Consider the following 17,964-nt stretch of genomic DNA (forward strand, 5'->3'; position numbering starts at 1 on the left):
GCCTCAGAGCTTGGTGCTGCGGTAGTTGGACATGAAGGGCATGAAGCCGCCCTTGCGCAGGGCGTCCCGCTCCGCCAGCAGCGCGGCCAGGGCGGCCTCGCGCGTGGGGTAGTGGTTCACCGCCGCGCCGTGGATGGCGCCGCTGGTGGCGATGAACACGCGCGTCGTCTCATCACCACCGTAGCGGAACGAGCGGTGCGTGTTGCGCTCCAGCACCTCGCGGCGCTCCTTGCCGAAGGTGCGCCCCGCGGTGTGGCGCACCACCAGCCCGTCCAGATTGATGAGCAGATCCACCCGGCCGCTGAACTTCGCGAACTGCTCCTCCACCTCACTCCGCCAGCGATACACGTCCTCGTCCGACACGAGGATGCAGTCGGTGAAGTTCGCCGTGACCACGTCGTTTTCGGCGTCGTGTTCGAAGGACATGCTCCAGGCCATCGCGTTCGCTCCTGCTTCCCGGTCCAACCGACTGGCGGATGCTGCTTCAGGCCTGGGCGGAGTTGCCCGCGAGGAACGCTCCCAACAGCGCCGCCGTCTCCGCCGGACGCTCCACCTGCGGGTAGTGCCCCGGCCCCGGCAGGTGCGTCAGGCGCGCGTTCTGGATGAGGGCCACCACCGCCTGCTTCAGGAACACCGGCGGCAGGAACGGATCATCCGTGGCCACCACCAGCGTGGGCGCCGTGATGGACGCCAACCGGTGCGCGAAGCCGCCCGCGGTCCAGGCGTCGAAGCACTGCTCGATGGCGTCCTTCGACACGTCACCGGAGTCCTTCAACAGGCTCTCCAGCGACTCCGGCGACAACTGCTTGCAGGCCAGGCCGAGGATGGTCTTCTGCTTCTCCCGGTCCCCCGCCGACGTGCGGAACAGGCCCGCCGCGTCCGGAGGCAGGGGCAGCCCCGAAGCAGGCACCGAGTTGAGCAGCACCAGCCCCGACACGCGCTCGGGCGCTTCGGACGCGACCCACTTGGCGATCTGCCCGCCCATGCTGTGGCCGACGAGCGCGAAGCGCTTCGCTCCCGCATGGTCCGCCACCGCGAGCACGTCCTTCGCGTACTGCTCCAGCGAATAGCCAGACGTCGGACGCCCGGACTTGCCGGTGCCCCGGTGGTCCGGCACCACCAGCCGGAGCCCCGCCATGTCGAGCTTCTCGATCATCGCGTCCCACACCGCGCCCGACACCATCCACCCATGCACCAGCACCACGGTGCGGGGTCCATCTCCCAGCACCCGGTAATGCAAAGGCGTGCCATCCGTCGCGGTCGTCGTGGGCATGAGGGGAATCCTTACTCCGGGGGGAGTGGGTGAAGCAGGGTTAGACGGAAAGTGTAGCAAGCCACGACCGAGCAGGGGCGTCCATATGCTCGGGGGTTGCCTGTTCCCTGGATGGACGGGCTTCCCCAGCGGGTAGGGCTCGGCGGGAATGAAGGGTGGGAGCGGGTGCGCTCTGGCAGACTGCGTCGCGTCATGACGGACGACGAGCGGAGCGGAGCGGCGGGACCCAAGCGCACGGTGTACTGCGAGGACGCGCTGGCGTGGCTGGACGCACGCCCGGTGCTGGAGGGGTGCTCGGTGGTGGCGTCCATGCCGGACGTGTCGGAGTTCCCCTCGCTCACGGTGCCCCAGTGGAAGGACTGGTTCGTGGGGGCGGCGGCGCGGGTGTTGTCGCGGGTGCCGGAGGACGGGGTGGCGGTGTTCTACCAGTCCGACGTGAAGAAGGACGGGGCCTGGGTGGACAAGGGCTACCTGGTGTCCAAGGCGGCGGACGCGGCGGGCTTCGAGACGCTCTGGCACAAGGTGGTGTGTCGTCGGACGCCGGGCACGGTGACGTTCGGGCGGCCCGCGTATTCGCACCTGCTGTGCTTCTCCAAGGGGCTGAAGGCGGACGCGGGAAAGTCCACCGCGGACGTGCTGCCGGAGGCCGGCGAGGTGACGTGGACGCGCGGCATGGGGCTGTCCGCGTGTCTGGTGGCGTGCCGCTTCATCCTGGAGCAGACGCGCACGCGCACGGTGGTGGATCCGTTCTGCGGCCACGGCACGGCGCTCGCGGTGGCCAACGCGCTGGGCATGGACGCGGTGGGCGTGGAGCTGAGCCGCAAGAGAGCCCGCCGGGCCCGCAACCTCCAGGCCACGTGGAATGGCTCCAAGCTGGTGCTGCTGTCCGGCGTGGGCGAGGAGCCTCGGGACACACCGGACGAGGACTGAAGGTCAGGCCGCTCGGGACCCTTCGAGCGCCGTCGCCACGTCCTTCTCCAGCACGCCCAGGAACGTTTCGAACAGGCGCGCCTCCAGCGCGAGTGCGGGCTCCAGCGTCGCGCCCACCTTCGCCAGGCGCTGTGCGCAGGCATCCTCGATGGTGCGCCGGTGGGCCTGCTCCTCCACAACCACGCGGCCCAGCTCCTCGCGCACCACCGCGTGCCGCGTCGCCGCCTTGTAGAGGGGGTAGAGCACCATCGCCCGGCGCTCCACCACCGCCGTGGTGAGCAGGTAGTGCAGGTGCACGTCCGTCTCTCCCGTCAGCTGCATCGCCCACGTCGCCAGCTCACGGTCCAGCGACTGGAACCACGTCGACGCCGCGCCCACGCTCAGGAACTCCGTCACGTCCTCGCGGCCCGCCACCTCGCACGCCAGTTGCTTGAAGGTGAAGGCATGGCGCGTCTCGTCCGCCAGGTGCCCCAACACCTCCAGCGTCGGATGCCGGTCCGCCACCGTGCGCGAAATCTTCCGCGCACCGATGAACTCCAGCAGCGACAACGTATGCAGCCACCGAACCTCCAGCTCGGAGGACTGGGCCAGCTGCCGCAACACCGTCTGGATTCTGTCACGCATGGGCGCCCCTCTACTCCGCCTCGTACGCGCACCCAAGCGCGTAACGCACTGGGACGACAGACCCACACGGCGGACTGGCCAACAGTGCCCCTCCCCCTGGTTTGACCGGGAACCCGGGCTCGCCTTTGCTTCACGACGCAGAAGGCTGTGCTTGGTGCGGGGGGTGACCAGCATGAGGCCGCAACAGGACCACAGCCATCCGTCCGGGCACGCCCATGGCCGGCCTCGCGCAGGTGATGCCGCGTCGCGGAGCGCCCCCCGCATGCCTCGCGGTCCGCGCAGGAGCGCCCCGCCAGATGCGTCCTCCTGGGTGGTGACGGCCTTCCGCCGCTGGATGCATGCCCAGGACGCGGCCCACATCCTCGCCTCCGAACGCGTGGGCTCCTGCGTGGGCACCGTCCTCGCTGGCACCGCGCTGCTCGCCGTCATCGCGTGGGCCCCAGGCGCGCGCACGTTCTTCGCCATCCCCTTCTCCACCGCGTTCGCGTGCTTCGTGCCCGGCATCATCAACGGGCTGGCATTCTCCCTCGTGCATTCGCGCCGGACGCGGCTGTCCACCTGGGGCTGGCTTTGGCGGCTGCCCTGCATGGCCATGTTGCACTTCTTCCTCGCGAGCCTCATGGCGCTCGCCGCGATGCCGGGGGCCTTCGTCTTCGCGCTGGTGCTCGTCTTCACCACCGCCGTGCATGGCCGCCAGTACCGCGTGACGTGGCGCCAGCCTTTCCTCGCGGTGGGCACGCTCGTGGGCATGCTGTGCGCCCTGCCCCTGCGCGTCAGCTCCGACCATGCGGTGCTCTTCGCCGTCGTGATTCCGTCGGCCCTGTTCGCCCAGTTGTACCTGGGCGCCTTCGCCGTGCGCCATGACCAGGCCCGCGCCGACGCGGAGCGCCTTCGCGCCGCCGTGCACGCGCAGCTCATCGAACAGCAGGAGCGCGACGTGGGCCAGCTCACCCAGGCCATGGCGGAGATGCTGCGCCACCACCACGACATGGAGCAGGCCCTGCTCCACGCGGGCAGCGCGGCGGACATGATGAAGGCCATCGGCGGACAGCGCGGCCTGCTGGCGCGCTCCGAATTCGAGGACCAGGCCCGACAGCTCCAGGACAGCCTCCGGCAAATCGAGGAGATGGTGAAGGAGGTGCGCGCCAAGGGCCGCCGCTTCGCCGGCACCGAACCCGAGCCCGTGGAGCTGGGGCCCGTGCTGGAGGCCGTGCAGGCCCAGGTTTCCTTACGCTTCCCGGACGTGGACATCCACGTGGAGCTGGAGCCGCCCCGTCCCCAGCTCGCGCTGCTGCGCGGAGGACCCGTCACGCTGCGCCGGGTGGTGGAGAACCTGGTGGTCAACGCATGCGAGGGCAATGGCGAACAGGGTGCCTCCCAGGTCTTCATCCGCGCGCGCACCGAACCGCTCAGCGGACGGCTGGAGGTCGAAATCGAGGACGACGGACCCGGCTTCCCCCCCGAGCGACTCACCGCGCCCGCGGAAGAGCTCCACACGACCAAACCCCAGGGCACGGGCCTGGGCCTCTACACCAGTGAGTGTCTGCTGCGCGCCAGCGGGGGCCTGCTGCATCGCCACAACGGGCCGGGCGGCGGAGCCCTGCTTCGCATCCTGCTGCCCCGGGAGTACCGATGAAGCCCCTGAGAGCCTTTCACAAGACGCACCCCGCCCCGGGAGAACCGGGCCGGGCCAGCGCCAGCGAATCGCTCCCGGCCAGCGGCGACTCGCGCCCGCCAACGCCCGCGACCTGCGCGCCGCGCTCAACGCCGTGCGGGTGGAGTCGCAGCGCGACCACCTGTGGCTGCAACAGGGCCTGATGGATGGCGGGCTGGAGTACGCGCTGCTCGTGCTCCGTCGCGAACCCTGACGCCTGCCCTGAAGTGGACGACCCGGCGAGCGCCCACCTCGCGGCAGGCAGGGTGGGCGAACCGACGGCTTTGGCCAGCCAGGACGATGCCACCACGCGCCATCACTCCCAGCCTTGGGTTCGTCACATCCAATGGAGGTAGCGCGAATGACGGGTTACACGCGATGGCTGGTGGTGGGGGCGGTGGCGGGCGCGATGGCCCTCTCCGGGTGTCAGAGTCGGGACCGCTCGTCGGAGAGCATGGCGCCCCAGGAGGGCGGTGGCACGGGTGGCTCCGGCAGCACCCAGAGCACCGGGGACACCATGCACTCCCCCACCCAGACGGAGCCCCCACCGAGCACGCAGACGGAGCCCCCACCGAGCACGGGCACCGGCACGTCGGGCTCCACGGAAGAGGGCATGGGCGGCTCCGGCATGATGGACGCGGGCACGGGAGGTTCCGGCATGGGCATGGACTCCGGCACCGGAGGCTCCGGAATGATGCAGGAGCCGATGGACTCCTCGGGTAGCTCCGGCGCCACCGGCCACGACATGGACACGTCCGGCGGCAACAACACCACCGGGACCGGCGGCAACACGGGCGGCTCGGGCAACGAAACGACGCGCTAGTCGCCGGGGCATCGTCCTGGAAGACGAGAGGCGCGGGCCCGGCAGGGTGGACTGCTGGGCCCGCGCCTCCCGCTTTGCGTGCGGCATGCAGGGCGCGAGCGCGCGACGCGAGGCCGTGGGCGCGGGACGACGTGGCGGGTTTCCGAAGTCGGACGCTCGGTGCGACTCCAGGACATCCCGTGTGTCCACCGGTGCATCACCCTCCGGGGAGGGAAAGTCGGGCGTGCGGGGAGACTCGGGTACGTTGCCCACACGATGCGCTTCTCGTTCGTCCATGCCGCGGATCTGCACCTGGACACGCCATTTCGGGGGGTCGCCACGCACGGGCCCCTCCTGGAGCGTTTCCAGCAATCCACCTTCCTGGCGCTCGCGCGCATCGTGGACGTGTGTCTGCGAGAGCGCGTGACGTTCCTGCTGCTGGCCGGGGACCTGTTCGACGTGAAGGACCGGTCCGTGCGCGCTCGGCTGGCGCTGCGCTCGGAGCTCTCCCGGCTGGACCGGGCGGGCATCCAGACCTTCATCGTCCACGGCAACCATGATCCGTTGAGCGGGGACACCGGCACGCTGGGGCTGCCCGCTTCGGTGAAGGTGTTCGGGCCGGAGTGGGAGGACGTGGAGGTGCGGCGCGAGGGCCGGCGCCTGTGCCACGTGCAGGGCGTGTCCTATCCGGACGTGGAGGTGCGCGAGAACCTGTCCGCGAGATTCCGCCGCACCGGCACGCACTTCAGCGTGGGCCTCTTGCACGCGAACCTGGGCGGCGACGCGGGGCACGCGAACTACGCGCCCTGCACCGCGGCGGACCTGGCGGCGGGCGGGCTGGACTACTGGGCCCTGGGCCACGTGCACACGCGCGCGGAGCACCTGCTGCCCGGCGGCGGCGTGGCGGTGTACCCGGGCAATCCGCAGGGGCGGCACATCCACGAGACGGGCGAGCGCGGCTGCGTGGTGGTGGACGTGGAGGACGGCGTCGCGCGCAGGCGCTTCGTGCCGGTGGACCGGGTGCGCTGGCACCGGCTGGACGTGCCGCTCTTCGGCGTGGGTTCGCTGGACGCGCTCCAGGCGGTGGCGACGGAGGTGGTGGAGGGGCGGTGCGCGGAGGACTTCGACGGGCACGCGGTGCGCCTCACGCTGGCGGGCCGAGGTCCGCTGCACCGGGAGCTGTCGCGGCCGGGGGCTCGGGCGCAACTGGAGGCGGACCTGCGGGAGCGGCTGTCGCGCGCGCATCCGCCGGTGTTGCTGGAGTCGCTCCGGGACGGCAGCCGGCCGGAGGTGGACCTGGAGGCGGTGCGGGCCGGTGGCGGCTTCATGGGCACGCTGCTGGAGGAGGCCCGGACGCTGGAGCAGGACGACGCGGCGCTCGCGGCGCTGTGGGACGACGAGGAACTGACGACGCTGGGCCAGCGCTTGAAGCGGCTGGGCGTGGACGCACTGGAAGCGCCCCGTCCGGAGCTGGTGGCGCAGGCGGGACAGCGCGGCGTGGAGCAACTCCACGAGGAGACGTCATGAAGCCAGGACTGCGCATCAACCGCTTCCAGGTGGATGGGTTCGGGCACTTCTCGGGCTACTCGGGGGCGCCGGCCCCGGGGCTCACGCTGCTGTATGGCCCCAATGAAGCGGGCAAGAGCACGCTGCTGGCCTTCCTGCGCGGCGTGCTGTTCGGCTTCGAGAAGCGCGGCCAGCCGGAGCGCTACGAACCCGAGGGCGCGCTCTTCGGCGGCGAGCTGTGGTTGGACACGGAGGCGGGGCCGCTGGTGGTGCGCCGACGCGTGGGGAAGCGCGCGTCGGAGGGCACGCTCACGGTGCAGACGCCGGAGGGGCAGCCGCTGCCGGAGACGCTGCTCGCGCAGGCGCTGGCGGATGTGCCCCGGGACCTGTTCTTCGAGGTGTTCGCCTTCCGGCTGGATGAGCTGTCGTCCTTCCAGCGACTGGCGCAGCAGCGCGGCGTGTCCGAAGCGCTGTTCGCCGCCGGCATGCAGGGCGCGCGTCGGCTGCCCGAAGCGCTGGAGCGGCTGCGCAAGGACGCGGAAGGGCTGTACGCGCCGCGAGGGCAGAAGCCCGAACTGAACAAGGTGATGAAGGACCTGGAGGACGTGCAGCAGGCGCTGCGCGAGGCGGGGGACCGGCCCGCGCTCTACTTCTCCACGCGCGACCGGCTGACGGGGCGCATCGCGGAGGGCCATGCGCTGGAGGTGGCGCAGAAGGAGGCCGCTCGCGAGTTGGACCACGCGGTGCGGCTGGAGTCCGCGCTGGGGGATTTGTCGGTGCTCGCGCGCGACCGCGCGGAGCTGGCCGAGCTGCCGGTGCTGGACACCTTCCCCGCGGGCGGAGAGACGCGGCTGGAGGACGTGCTCCAGCGACGCAAGACGTACCGGGCCCAGCAGGCGCAGCTGCATGAGCGGCTGGCGCCCATCGACGAGGCGCGGGAACGGCACGCCGCGCCCTGGCCCGTGCGCGAGCGCTCCGAGGCCCTGCGCACGGCGCTGGCCGCCTTCGCGGGACATTCGGAACAGCTTCGCGCCCTGCCCGCGCGCAGGGCCTCGCTCGCCTCGCGGCGGCGGCAACTGGAGCAGGCGCTGGGGGAGCTGGGGCTCGCGGTGGATGCGGGCGGGTTGCTCGCGCTGGACCTGGGGGCCCGGGCGCGCGGGGAGCTGGAGGCGCTGGCGGGCCGGCTGGACGCTTCGGACAGCGCGGTCGGCGCGGCGGAGACGGAGCTGGTGCGGACGCGCGAGGAGCGGACGCGGCTGGAGACGTCGCTGGCGCGGATCCAGGTGGAGGTGGAGTCCCTGCCCGACGAGCGGCCCGCGCAGGTGCGCCAGCGGCAGGCGGCGGTGGGCCGGATGCGCGCGGTGCGCGGAGACCTGGAGCGGCTGGCCGAGCAGCGCCTGGAGCAGCGTCGGCAGATGGACGGCGTGCGGGCACCCACGGACGCGGTGCCCCTGCATTCGCTGCTGCCGCTGTCATGGGTGGTGGCGGCGGGAGGCGTGGCGCTGGGCTTCGCGGTGCTCGCGGCGGTGCTCGCGGGTGTTTCGGTGGGCGTGCTGTGCGCGGTGGGCGGGGTGCTGCTGGTGGGGTTGTTGCTGCTCGTGCGCCACCGCGTGGAGACGGCGCGGCATGCGAGCCTGGATGCGCAGGCGGCGCGGCACCGCTGGCGGAAGCAGGAGGAGGACCGCTTCCGCGCGGCGCAGGCGACGATGTCCGCGCGCGAGGAGCTGCTCCAGCGGGAGCTCTTGCATGCCTCCGGCGCGGCGGGCCTGTCCCCGGGCGCGTCGCTGTCCGACCTGGCCGCGCAGGAGTCATTGCTGGCGGAGCGGCTGACTCAGGCCGAACGGCGCGAGTTGCTCGTGCGCGAGGAGGACGCGCAGCGCACGGCGTGGGACGGGGCGGTGCGCGAGGAGCAGCGCGTGGAGGAGCTACGACTGCGCGCGGAGCAACGCGCGGACGCGCTGCGCGAGGAGTGGGCTGCATTCCTGGTGGCGCGGCGTTTCCCGGTGGCCCTGGCCCCGGCGTCGGCGCTGACGTTGTGGCGGGATGCCTCCGCGCTGAGGCAGCGGCTGTTGGATCTGCGCACGGACGAGGAGGAGTTCACCGTGGCGGAGGCCGCGTGTGGCGCGACGACGTCCCGGCTGTTGGCCGAGGCCCATGCGGCGGCCCTGCCTCAGGGTCCGGCGGAGACGGTGGCGGCGCGGGTGTCCCTGGCGTTGGAGGAGGTCCGCGCGAGGGCGGCGGATCAACGCCAGTTGGATGGACAGCGCGGGGAATTGCTGGCGGAGAAGGCCCGGTTGGATCAGCTGGTGCTGGACGAGGACCAGACGCTGGACGCGCTGCTCGCGGAAGGCGGGTGCCAGGACGAGGCCACCTTCCGTCACCGCGCGGTGCAGGCGCGACGGTACGCGGAGCTGGTCGTCCGGGTGCGCGAGCACGGCCAGCGGGTGCAGGCGCTCACGGGCCTCAAGGAGGACGTGGCGCGCGCGGAGGTGCACGCGGCGGGCGCGGAGGCGGGCCTGAAGGAGCGGCTGTCCGGCCTGCGCGAGCGCTATCGCACCGAGGGCGAGCGGCTCAAGGCGGTGCTCACCGAGCAGGGCAGCCTGAAGACGCAGCTATCCCAATGGGAGAACGACGACCGGGTGTTCCGGCTGCGCATCCAGGAAGAGACGCTGCGGGCGAAGGCGTCGGAGCTGGCCACGCGCTACGCGGCGGACCGGCTGACGCTGGCGCTGCTGGGACGGGCGCGGCGGCGCTTCGAGGAAGAGCAGCAGCCGCGCGTCATCCAACTGGCGAGCGAGTCCTTCCTGGAGATGACGGGAGGCCGCTACCGCCGCGTCTACATCCCGGCGGGGGATGCGCGGGAGCTGCGGGTGAGCGACGGGGCCAGGGACTGGAGCGCGGAGCAGTTGTCCCGAGGCACGCGCGAGCAGCTCTTCCTGGCGTTCCGGCTGGCCGTCATCCGCTACTTCGGGGAGACGCGCGGCGCGCTGCCGCTCATCGCGGACGACGTGCTGGTGAACTTCGATCCGGAGCGGGCCCGTGGCGCGGTGCGCCTCCTCGCGCGGATGGCTGAACACCACCAGGTCATCGCCTTCACCTGCCACCCCTGGCTGCGCGCGCACTTCGAGGCCGAAGGCGCGCACGTGCTGGAGCTGGCCGGAGCCACGCGGTTGCCAGCGCGCGAAGGAGCCCAGGCGTTGCGGGTGGTCTCCGGGGGGTAGGCGAAACCGGGTACGGGACTCAGGAGGTCCGGGTCCTTGTCAGGAGCACGTGCCAGACTCCGGGATGCTGCTCGCGACATCAAGTCCTTCGAAGAACCACGTGCACGCACGCATCGTCGCGGCCCTCTGCTTTTATGCCCTGGGCTGTGCTGGAGGGCCTGAGTCGTCTCTTGCTTCGCGCGATTACGGCTTCGACGAAAGCAGCAACAGGGTGTGGGTCCGAGGTCCATGGGACGCCATCACCCCGTCTCGCGATATCGATGACGTCATTGATCAACTATGTCCGGCGGTCATGACCCTGCCCAGGGCCCAGGAGCGGGACTATGGCCAGGAGTATTGTGGCCTCATCCTACGCCGTGGACACGCGGCGCTGGATCATCCTCTCCGTCCAGAGGTAGCGCGGCCGGACCGGTCGACCTCGGGCGGCTGCTGGAGTTGCCCGAAGGCGTCGTGGTTCCGGTAGAGGATGAACAGCCCCATCACCACCAGGAAGACGGAGAAGGTCTGCTTGAGGACCGCGGGCGAGACGTGGTGGGACGCCCGGCTGCCCACGAGGATGCCCACCACCGCGACGGCCGTGAACGCCGCGAGGAAGCCCCAGCGAACATCGACGTGGCCCAGGTAGCCCGCGAAGCCCACGAACGAATTCAGCGCGATGACGAGCAGGCTGGTGCCCACCGCCTGCTTCATCGGCAGGCCCATCAGCAGCACCAGCGCCGGGACGATGAGGAAGCCACCGCCCACGCCCACCAGACCCGTGAGGCCTCCCACGGCCAGGGCCGCCGCCACCATCACCGGCACGGGGGCCTTGCGAGGCCCGGCCTCCGCCTGCTTGCGCGCCGCGAGCACCGCGTCCCTGCGCCCGTTGCGGAACATGAAGAAGGCCGCCACCAGCATCACCGAGGCGAACAACACCAACTGCACCGCGCCCGGGATGAACACGGCCAGCCGTGCCCCGGCGTAGGTGCCCGCCATCGCCATCGCGCCGAACACCCCGGCCGCGCGGAGCTGGACGTTGCCGTGGCGCCAATGGTGCACCGCGCCGAAGAGGCTGGTGACGCCCACCACGGCCAGGCCCATGGCGATGGACTCCTTCGCGCCGAAGCCCAGGACGTAGATGAAGAGGGGGACGGTGAGGATGGAGCCCCCGCCCCCCAGCAACCCGAGCGACACTCCGATGAGCGCCGCGAGGGCATAGCCAACGAAGGGCATGGGCATCCGCTCCAGGCGCGCGAGCGCTCAGCCCCCCGTGCTGCCAGGAGGCGACTCGCGCACCGCGAGCATCCCGCCCGCGAGGTTGTAGAGGCGCTGGAAGCCCCGCTGCGCCAGGGCCTGGGCCGCCCGCGCGGAGCGTCCCCCCGAACGGCAGATGAGCAGCAGCGGCGCGTCACGCGGCCAGTCCGCGGAGGCCGCCTCCAGCGTCCCCAGCGGGACGAGCTCCGCGTCGGGCAGGTGCCCCAGCGGGCCGGTGTATTCGTCCGGTTCGCGCACGTCGATGCGCCGCACGTCGGGGCCCAGCGTGGAGAGCCGGGCCGGAGCGATGTCCTGATACGTCATGTGCAACCTCTCTTCGGTGAAGGGGCCCCGGGGCTCACGCGCCCTGGGGAGGGGACGCCGCCCGTCCACAGGCGCGGTTGGCCGGGACCGCGATGTCGATCTTCTTCGGCTGGGGCAGGTGGAGGTTCTCCATGATGTGGATGAAGGCCTCCCGGTCCGCGTGCGCCAGGCGGGGGTTGTGGCGCGTCTCCTCGCCAATGCTCGTCACCGTGTGGCCCTTGTAGTCGTGGGCCGGGTAGACGCGCGTCGCGTCCGGCAGCGCGAAGAGGACGCGGGTGATGCTGTCGTAGAGCTGGCCCGCGTCTCCGTTCTGGAAGTCCGTCCGGCCATTGCCCCGCACCAGCAGGGCGTCCCCGGTGAAGACCCGGTCCCCCAGCAGGTAGCTGACACTGTCGTCCGTGTGGCCCGGCGTGGCCAGCACCTGGAAGGTCAGCGGCCCCACCCGCACCGAGTCCCCGTGGCGGACCTGGACGTTGGCGCACGCGGCGCCGCCCACGCCCCCCACCACCGTGCAGTGCGTGCGCTCGCGCAGCACGCCCGAAGCGGTGACGTGGTCGGCGTGCACGTGGGTGTCGAGGACGTGCGTGAGCACGAGGCCCAGCTCGTCCACCAGCCGCAGGTCCCGCTCCACCTGCTCCAGCACGGGGTCGATGAGGACGGCCTGCCGTGTCCCCTCCTCCCCCACGAGGTAGGTGTACGTCGAGGACTCCGCGTCGAAGAGTTGTCGGAAAATCATGTCGTGACCTCCTGGACGTGAGAGCCAGGAGCGGGTCCGGAGGATTCAGGCCCCCTGTTTTTTCCCCCTGCCCGGCTGCCTGGAAGGCCCCGGATGAATCCTTTTCGCGGGCGCCTGGCTCTCACGGGCATGACCTCCTCCTTCCTCCTTCCCCTCCTGGGCGGCGCGCTCATCGGGTTGGGTGTCTCCCTCCTCCTGCTCACCCAGGGCCGCGTGGCGGGCATCAGCGGCATCGCGGGTGCGCTGCTGTCGCCCTCGCGCGGGGACATCGCCTGGCGGGTGTCCTTCCTGGGGGGGCTGCTCGGAGGCGGTGCCCTGCTCGGCGGGTGGCTTCCCACGGCCCTTCCGCCCCCAGTGCCTCCCGGCAGCGGCGGCACCGTCCTGCTCGGGGTGGCGGGCCTGCTGGTGGGCTTCGGCTCGCGGTTGGAAAACGGCTGCACCAGCGGACATGGCGTCTGCGGTCTCAGCCGGGGCGCCCCCCGCTCCCTGGCCGCCACCCTCACCTTCATGGCCACCGGGGCCCTCACCGTCTTCGTGGCCCGGCATGTCTTCTAGAGAAAAAGGAGCCTCCCCCATGCGTTCCGCGTCCGGCGCGTTCTTCAGCGGCCTGCTCTTCGCCCTGGGCCTGGGCCTGGGTGGCATGACAAATCCCTCCCGGGTCCTGGCCTTCCTCGACGTCGCGGGCGACTGGGACTTCCGGCTCGCGCTGGTGATGGGCGGAGCCGTCGCCGTGCACGCGGCGCTCCGGCCCCTCATCCTTCGAAGGAAGCGTCCCCTCTTCGCCGAGCACTTCCCCACCTTCCCGGCGCGGCGGGTGGACGGCAGGCTGCTCGCGGGCGCGGCCCTCTTCGGCATGGGCTGGGGGCTGGGCGGCTATTGTCCCGGGCCCGCGCTCACGTCGCTCGCCACCGGGGCGCCGTCCGTGCTCCTCTTCGTCGCCGCGATGTTCGCCGGCATGGCCCTGGCGCGGGGCGTCCAGGCCGCCGTCCCGGCATCCGGGAGACCGGCGGGGGTGTTCCCCGAAGGGGAAGGGAAGACAGCGGGCCATGTCGACGCGAACCGATGAGGAGTTGCTGGAGGCCACGCGCCGGGGGGACGGCCAGGCCCTGGACGAGTTGCTGACCCGTCATGAGCCCCAGGTGTACCGGTTCGGTCTGCGCATGTGCGGTTCGGAGGAGGATGCCCGGGACGTGCTCCAGGAGACGCTGCTCGCGGCCTTCCGCGAACTGCATGCGTTCCGGGGCGACGCGGCGCTGTCCACCTGGCTGTACCAGCTCGCGCGCACGCACTGCCTGCGCCTGCGGCGCCAGCGCGTGGGCACCCCCACGGAGTTCCAGAGCCTGGAGTCCCCCGAGGCGGGCCGGGTCGCGGCGGAGGAGTCCCTGCCGGATGCACGCGCCCACGCGAGGCACCTGGGGGAAGTCCTCCAGGCCGCGATCCTGGCCCTGCCGGAGGATGCGCGCGAGGTGCTCATCCTCCGGGACGTGGAGGGCCTCACGGCGGAGCAGGCCGCGCACGTGGTGGGCATCGAGGTGCGGGCGCTCAAGAGCCGGCTGCACCGCGCACGCCTGCTGCTGCGCGAACACCTGGCCACGCTGCTGGGCGAAGGCGCCCAGGGCACGAACCCGGGCTGCCCGGAGCTGACGCGGGAGCTTTCGGAGTTCGCCACGAAGGAGGTGGACCAGGCCACCTGCGTGCGCCTGGAGGAGCACCTGTCGCATTGCGCCCGCTGTGCCGGAGCCTGCGACGAACTCCAGCGCACGGTGTCCCTGTGTCGAAGGATTCCCGGGGGCGCGGTGCCCGCGACGGTGCGGGCGGCGGTGCGACAGGCGATGTCACGGACGCTGACGGACTGAAGGGCCGGCCGACCCAGCGCCCCCGCGCGGATCCAGACCGACCCCTGGAAAAAACACTGGGAGCGCGCCCCCTCGACGCGCTCCCAGTGACTCAACCCCTCCCCCGAGGGGTCCCCCTCATCGAAAGCGGCCCCCAAAGACCCGCTTCCGTCCTGCTTGTGCCTTCAAGACGACGACTGTCGAAAACCTTGAGGAGTTCCGGAAGATCGACCCCCAGAACCCTTCCCCCCTCCGCCCAGGACGCTCTGCGCCCGAAGCCCTTGAGCGACGACGGCTCTGCCACCGTCACTCCCACCTCATCTCCAAATACGTCGGCCGCTGGAATCCTTGGTTCGGCCCCCGCTTTTTTCGTCCGCCCCCCTGACGCACCGGGCTGAACGCGCCCCCTCGCGGTCCACGTCAGCCCTGCTGCTACAGTCGCCCACCCTGGAGGGGCGCCATGCGGAAGCCGTCGGCGGTGGTCATTGGGGGAGTGCTGCTCCTGCTCCTCGTCGGAGCGGGCATCTTCTGGTGGCTGGGCCCCACGGCCTCCGCCCCGAAGGACGCGACCTCCGCCACGTCCAGGCCCGTGCGCCGGCCGCTGTCGGCCCCTCCCCCCGCGCCGCCCCGGGGAGCCCTCCAGGTGCGCGGCCGCGTCCTGGATGCCCGGGGCCAGCCCGCCGCTGGCGTGGAGGTCTCCGCCTCGGTGCCCCTGCCGGGCGAGACGCTGTCGGAGCTGCCGTGCGACACGGATCCCGCCGTCCCCCTGTCGGCCGGGGACTGCGACACCGCGTCCGCCTGGGACTGGGCGCTGGAGATGGTGGCCTCGCGCCGGGGCTCGGCCTTCGTGCTCACCCGCACCCCGTCCGCACAGGACGGCACCTTCACCCTGGAGGGCCTGCCCGAAGGCACCGTCGCCGTGTGGGCGTTGGGTCCCGAAGGCGCGGCCCTGGAGGAGAAGGTCGCCACCGGCACCCAGGACCTGAAGCTGGTGCTCTCCCCCGCCCTGAAGCTCTCCGGCCGCGTGGTGGACGAGGACGGCGCCCCGCTCCCCGGCACCCGGCTGACGGTGCTGCACACCGGGAACGCGCGCTACTTCGAAGCGGTCGCCGACGCCGAGGGCCGCTTCGCCGTGGGCCCCCTGCCCCAGGCCAACTACACCCTCGCCGCGGCGCACCCTGGCAAGCTCTCCACGTGGCTCCAGGACCTGGGGCCGGAGGCCCTGGAAGAGGACCTGGTGCTGCACCCGCCCCGGCGCATCGTGGGCCAGGTGTTGGACGGCGAGCGTCCCGTCCCGGGCGTCTCCGTGCTGGAGCAGGCCGGTGACCGCATCGCCGTCACCGACGCCGACGGGCGCTTCACCTTCGACAACCTGCTGCCCTCCGCCTACAGCATGACCGTGGAGCACGACGGGCAGCGGGCCCTGGCCCAGGTGGAATTGACGGAGCACCAGCCCGAAGCCGAGGTGACGCTGCACCTGGGCTCCGCGTTCTTCGTCGACGCCACCGTGCGCGACACCGAGGGCCGTCCCGTGCGGGACGCCGTGGTGGCCGCCGTCGACCAGGAGACCTTCGACCGGGGCCTGTGGAGCGTGGGCCTGAGCACGAGCAAGACCCAGCGGACCGACGCGGAAGGCCACGTGCGCCTGGGCCCCCTGGCGGAACACGCCTACCGGTTCCAGGTGGAGGCCGAGCGGATGCTGGACCTCACCGAGGAGCGGACCGTGGGCCGCGACACCCCGCCCCTGGAGTTCGTCCTGTCCCCCGCGGTCATCGTGGAGGGCCAGGTCGTGGATGCCCAGGGCCAGCCGGTGAAGGAGGCCTCCCTGTCGCTGCGGGCCTCACCCGAGGAGGAGGCGGCGTCCCCGCCGAGGTACCGGATCCGCACGCACCACGGGCGCCCGCGCACCTTCGACGCCACGACCGACGACACGGGCCACTTCGTCATCAAGATGGAGAAGGCCATGGCCGGCATCGTCGCCGTCGAAGCGGAGGGCTACCTGGGACGCGAGCTCCAGGTCCAGGCCCCCACCTCCGGACTCAAGGTGACCCTGGATTCCGGCGCGACGGTGCGAGGCACCGTGACGAGCTCCAGCGGCGTCCCCGTCAAGGAGGTGGACGTCACCTTGACGAAGGGCGGCGTGAACGAGGACGACCCGGAAGACCACGGACGCGTCGCCTTCGCGGGCTCCACCGAAGAGGAAGGGACCTTCACCATCCGGGGCGTGCCACCGGGCAACTACGCCGTCTGGCTGCAGGCCTCCGAGGGCGGCTACCAGCGCCTGATGCCCCAGCGCGTGGGGGTGCGGGGCTCGGAGACCGTGGAGCTCGCGCTGCACCTGGACCTGGATGGACGCATCGCCGGCGTGGTGGTGGATGGCCAGGGCCTGCCCCTGGGGGGCGTCACCGTGGAGGCCGTGGCCAAGGAGGAGGCGGGCAGTGGGGGACGTTCCTATTCCCCCCTGGAGACGAAGACGGGGCCCGACGGCCGATTCGCCCTGGAGCCGCTGGCCCGGGACTGGGATTACGAACTGACGGCGACGAAGCCCGGCTACGCGATGCCCCGGCCCCCCGCGAAGCCCGAGCCCGAGGTCGACGAAGACGACGAAGGGACCGAGGAGCTGCTCGGGGGGCTGCGGATGGGCCGGTGGGAGCCGGACGAGGAAGACCCCAAGGTCATCGCTCGCGCGGGGAACATGGCCGTGCGCGTCGTCCTGACCGCCCAGAGCCGCATCACCGGGCGGCTGGTGAAACCGAACGGGGCGCCCATCACGCGCTTCGACCTGAACGAGGAGCCCGTGCGCGACCCACGCGGGGCCTTCACTGTCTTCGTGGACAAGCCCGGCCTCCAGCACCTGACCTTCAAGGCCCCGGGCCACGCGTTCACCCAGCGCGACGTGCGGGTCCCCGCCGGACGCGACGTGGACCTGGGCGAGGTGCGCATCGAAGCGGGGCACGCCGTCCGGGGCCGCGTGGTGGACGACGCGACCGGCGAACCGCTGGAGGGCGTGGAGCTCTCCCTGTCCCTCCCCCCCGAGGAGCTGAAGGCCGCGGCGGAGGAGGAGTCGGGGGAGAAGTACGACATCTACGAGGTCTCCGGCGGCTTCCTGGACGCCACCACCGCCCGGGATGGCACCTTCACGCTGCCCTCCGTGGAGTCCCGGCCGTACCGGCTCACCGCGCGGCACACCGGGGCGGGAGAGTACGCGACGCTGGAGCGCGCGCTGGGCCCCACCGAGGACACGCTCGAACTGCGCCTCCAGGGCGACACCCGCCTGGAAGTGACGGTGAAGGACGCGCAGGGCAAGCCCTACCCCTCCATGGTGTCGGTCCGGTCGCAGCGGGACCAGGAGGTCACGGACTATCTCCCCGACGATGACGCGCGGACCGTCTTCCGCGAGCTGGAGCCTGGTGACTACCTGGTGGGCCTGCGCTCCAGCGATGGCCCGTACGCGGCGCCCTACCAGAAGGTGCGCGTCGAGGCGCATCGCGTCACCCGGGTGGAGCTGCTCGCGGCCGCGAAGGGCGCCACGGTGACGGTGCGCTGGGGAGAGCGCGGGGCCCAGGGACTCGTGCTCCTCTTCCCGGGCATGGTGCCGCTGCCGGGCTCGGATGACGCGGCGGGGCAGCTGCGCGGGAAGGGCCTGCGCACGGCCTCCAGCAACGAGACGTGGAGCAACGTGCCGCCCGGGCCCTACACGCTGATGGTGCTGCACCACCGGGGCAACGGGAAGTGGCTGACGTACCGGCAGGACGTGACGGTGGGGACCGCCGCCGAGCAGGAGGTGCAGGTGCCCACCATCACCTGGTGATGCCTGGGTCATCAG

At 71.8% G+C, this 17,964-nt stretch carries 16 protein-coding genes; 9 read left to right on the plus strand and 7 right to left on the minus strand.

Annotation, left to right across the window (positions count from 1 at the left end; genetic code table 11):
• Positions 1–3: 3 nt before the first annotated feature.
• The gene (locus OV208_RS05445; RefSeq protein WP_267572726.1) at positions 4–438 is read right to left on the minus strand and encodes a hypothetical protein; all 435 of its coding nucleotides are present in this window, start codon (positions 436–438) and stop codon (positions 4–6) included.
• A 46-nt stretch (positions 439–484) separates the two neighbouring features.
• Positions 485–1,273, minus strand: coding sequence for an alpha/beta fold hydrolase (locus OV208_RS05450; protein ID WP_267572727.1), 789 nt, complete (start codon positions 1,271–1,273; stop codon positions 485–487).
• Between the two features lie 192 nt (positions 1,274–1,465).
• Here OV208_RS05450 and OV208_RS05455 point away from each other — a divergent pair, with 192 nt between their 5' ends.
• Entirely contained in the window at positions 1,466–2,203 is a 738-nt protein-coding gene (locus tag OV208_RS05455; protein ID WP_267572728.1) for an SAM-dependent methyltransferase, read from the plus strand.
• A gap of 3 nt (positions 2,204–2,206) precedes the next feature.
• Here OV208_RS05455 and OV208_RS05460 read toward each other — a convergent pair whose 3' ends face one another.
• Positions 2,207–2,827, minus strand: coding sequence for a hypothetical protein (locus OV208_RS05460; RefSeq protein ID WP_267572729.1), 621 nt, complete (start codon positions 2,825–2,827; stop codon positions 2,207–2,209).
• Between the two features lie 262 nt (positions 2,828–3,089).
• On the opposite strand from OV208_RS05460, the gene OV208_RS05465 reads away from it, so the two are divergent.
• Positions 3,090–4,463, plus strand: coding sequence for a sensor histidine kinase (locus OV208_RS05465; RefSeq protein WP_267572730.1), 1,374 nt, complete (start codon positions 3,090–3,092; stop codon positions 4,461–4,463).
• A 16-nt stretch (positions 4,464–4,479) separates the two neighbouring features.
• Here OV208_RS05465 and OV208_RS05470 read toward each other — a convergent pair whose 3' ends face one another.
• Positions 4,480–4,791 carry a hypothetical protein gene (locus tag OV208_RS05470; protein ID WP_267572731.1) on the minus strand — a complete coding sequence of 104 codons (312 nt, stop codon included), beginning with the start codon at positions 4,789–4,791 and terminating at the stop codon, positions 4,480–4,482.
• Positions 4,792–4,842: 51 nt separating this feature from the next.
• Here OV208_RS05470 and OV208_RS05475 point away from each other — a divergent pair, with 51 nt between their 5' ends.
• The 3 genes from OV208_RS05475 (at position 4,843) to OV208_RS05485 (ending at position 10,010) form a co-directional block, all read left to right on the plus strand.
• Positions 4,843–5,304 (plus strand): hypothetical protein, encoded by a 462-nt coding sequence (locus OV208_RS05475; RefSeq protein ID WP_267572732.1) that lies wholly within the window; start codon positions 4,843–4,845, stop codon positions 5,302–5,304.
• A 255-nt stretch (positions 5,305–5,559) separates the two neighbouring features.
• Positions 5,560–6,810 carry a metallophosphoesterase family protein gene (locus tag OV208_RS05480; protein WP_267572733.1) on the plus strand — a complete coding sequence of 417 codons (1,251 nt, stop codon included), beginning with the start codon at positions 5,560–5,562 and terminating at the stop codon, positions 6,808–6,810.
• Positions 6,807–10,010 (plus strand): AAA family ATPase, encoded by a 3,204-nt coding sequence (locus OV208_RS05485; protein WP_267572734.1) that lies wholly within the window; start codon positions 6,807–6,809, stop codon positions 10,008–10,010. The genes OV208_RS05480 and OV208_RS05485 overlap by 4 nt, the downstream gene beginning before the upstream one ends.
• A 375-nt stretch (positions 10,011–10,385) precedes the next feature.
• Here OV208_RS05485 and OV208_RS05495 read toward each other — a convergent pair whose 3' ends face one another.
• Genes OV208_RS05495 through OV208_RS05505 form a run of 3 tightly spaced genes read right to left on the minus strand, consistent with a single transcriptional unit; the run spans position 10,386 to position 12,303 of the window.
• Positions 10,386–11,222: a sulfite exporter TauE/SafE family protein gene (locus OV208_RS05495; protein WP_267572735.1), complete on the minus strand. Its 837-nt coding sequence runs from the start codon at positions 11,220–11,222 to the stop codon at positions 10,386–10,388.
• Between the two features lie 27 nt (positions 11,223–11,249).
• A complete protein-coding gene (locus OV208_RS05500; RefSeq protein ID WP_267572736.1) occupies positions 11,250–11,567 on the minus strand; it encodes a rhodanese-like domain-containing protein in 318 nt (105 codons plus the stop codon).
• 34 nt (positions 11,568–11,601) lie between these two features.
• The gene (locus OV208_RS05505) at positions 11,602–12,303 is read right to left on the minus strand and encodes an MBL fold metallo-hydrolase (protein WP_267572737.1); all 702 of its coding nucleotides are present in this window, start codon (positions 12,301–12,303) and stop codon (positions 11,602–11,604) included.
• Between the two features lie 129 nt (positions 12,304–12,432).
• On the opposite strand from OV208_RS05505, the gene OV208_RS05510 reads away from it, so the two are divergent.
• The 4 genes from OV208_RS05510 to OV208_RS05525 all read left to right on the plus strand — a co-directional run bounded on the left by OV208_RS05510 (position 12,433) and on the right by OV208_RS05525 (position 17,949).
• Positions 12,433–12,858: a YeeE/YedE family protein gene (locus tag OV208_RS05510; RefSeq protein ID WP_267572738.1), complete on the plus strand. Its 426-nt coding sequence runs from the start codon at positions 12,433–12,435 to the stop codon at positions 12,856–12,858.
• Between the two features lie 19 nt (positions 12,859–12,877).
• On the plus strand, positions 12,878–13,369 hold the full coding sequence (locus tag OV208_RS05515; RefSeq protein ID WP_267572739.1) for a DUF6691 family protein: 492 nt from the start codon (positions 12,878–12,880) through the stop codon (positions 13,367–13,369).
• Entirely contained in the window at positions 13,350–14,159 is an 810-nt protein-coding gene (locus OV208_RS05520) for a sigma-70 family RNA polymerase sigma factor (protein ID WP_267572740.1), read from the plus strand. The genes OV208_RS05515 and OV208_RS05520 overlap by 20 nt, the downstream gene beginning before the upstream one ends.
• A 439-nt stretch (positions 14,160–14,598) precedes the next feature.
• Positions 14,599–17,949, plus strand: a complete 3,351-nt coding sequence (locus tag OV208_RS05525) for a carboxypeptidase regulatory-like domain-containing protein (RefSeq protein ID WP_267572741.1) — start codon at positions 14,599–14,601, stop codon at positions 17,947–17,949.
• The last annotated feature ends 15 nt before the right edge of the window (positions 17,950–17,964 follow it).

Source organism: Corallococcus sp. bb12-1, from assembly GCF_026626765.1.
Taxonomy (GTDB): Bacteria; Myxococcota; Myxococcia; order Myxococcales; family Myxococcaceae; genus Corallococcus; species Corallococcus terminator.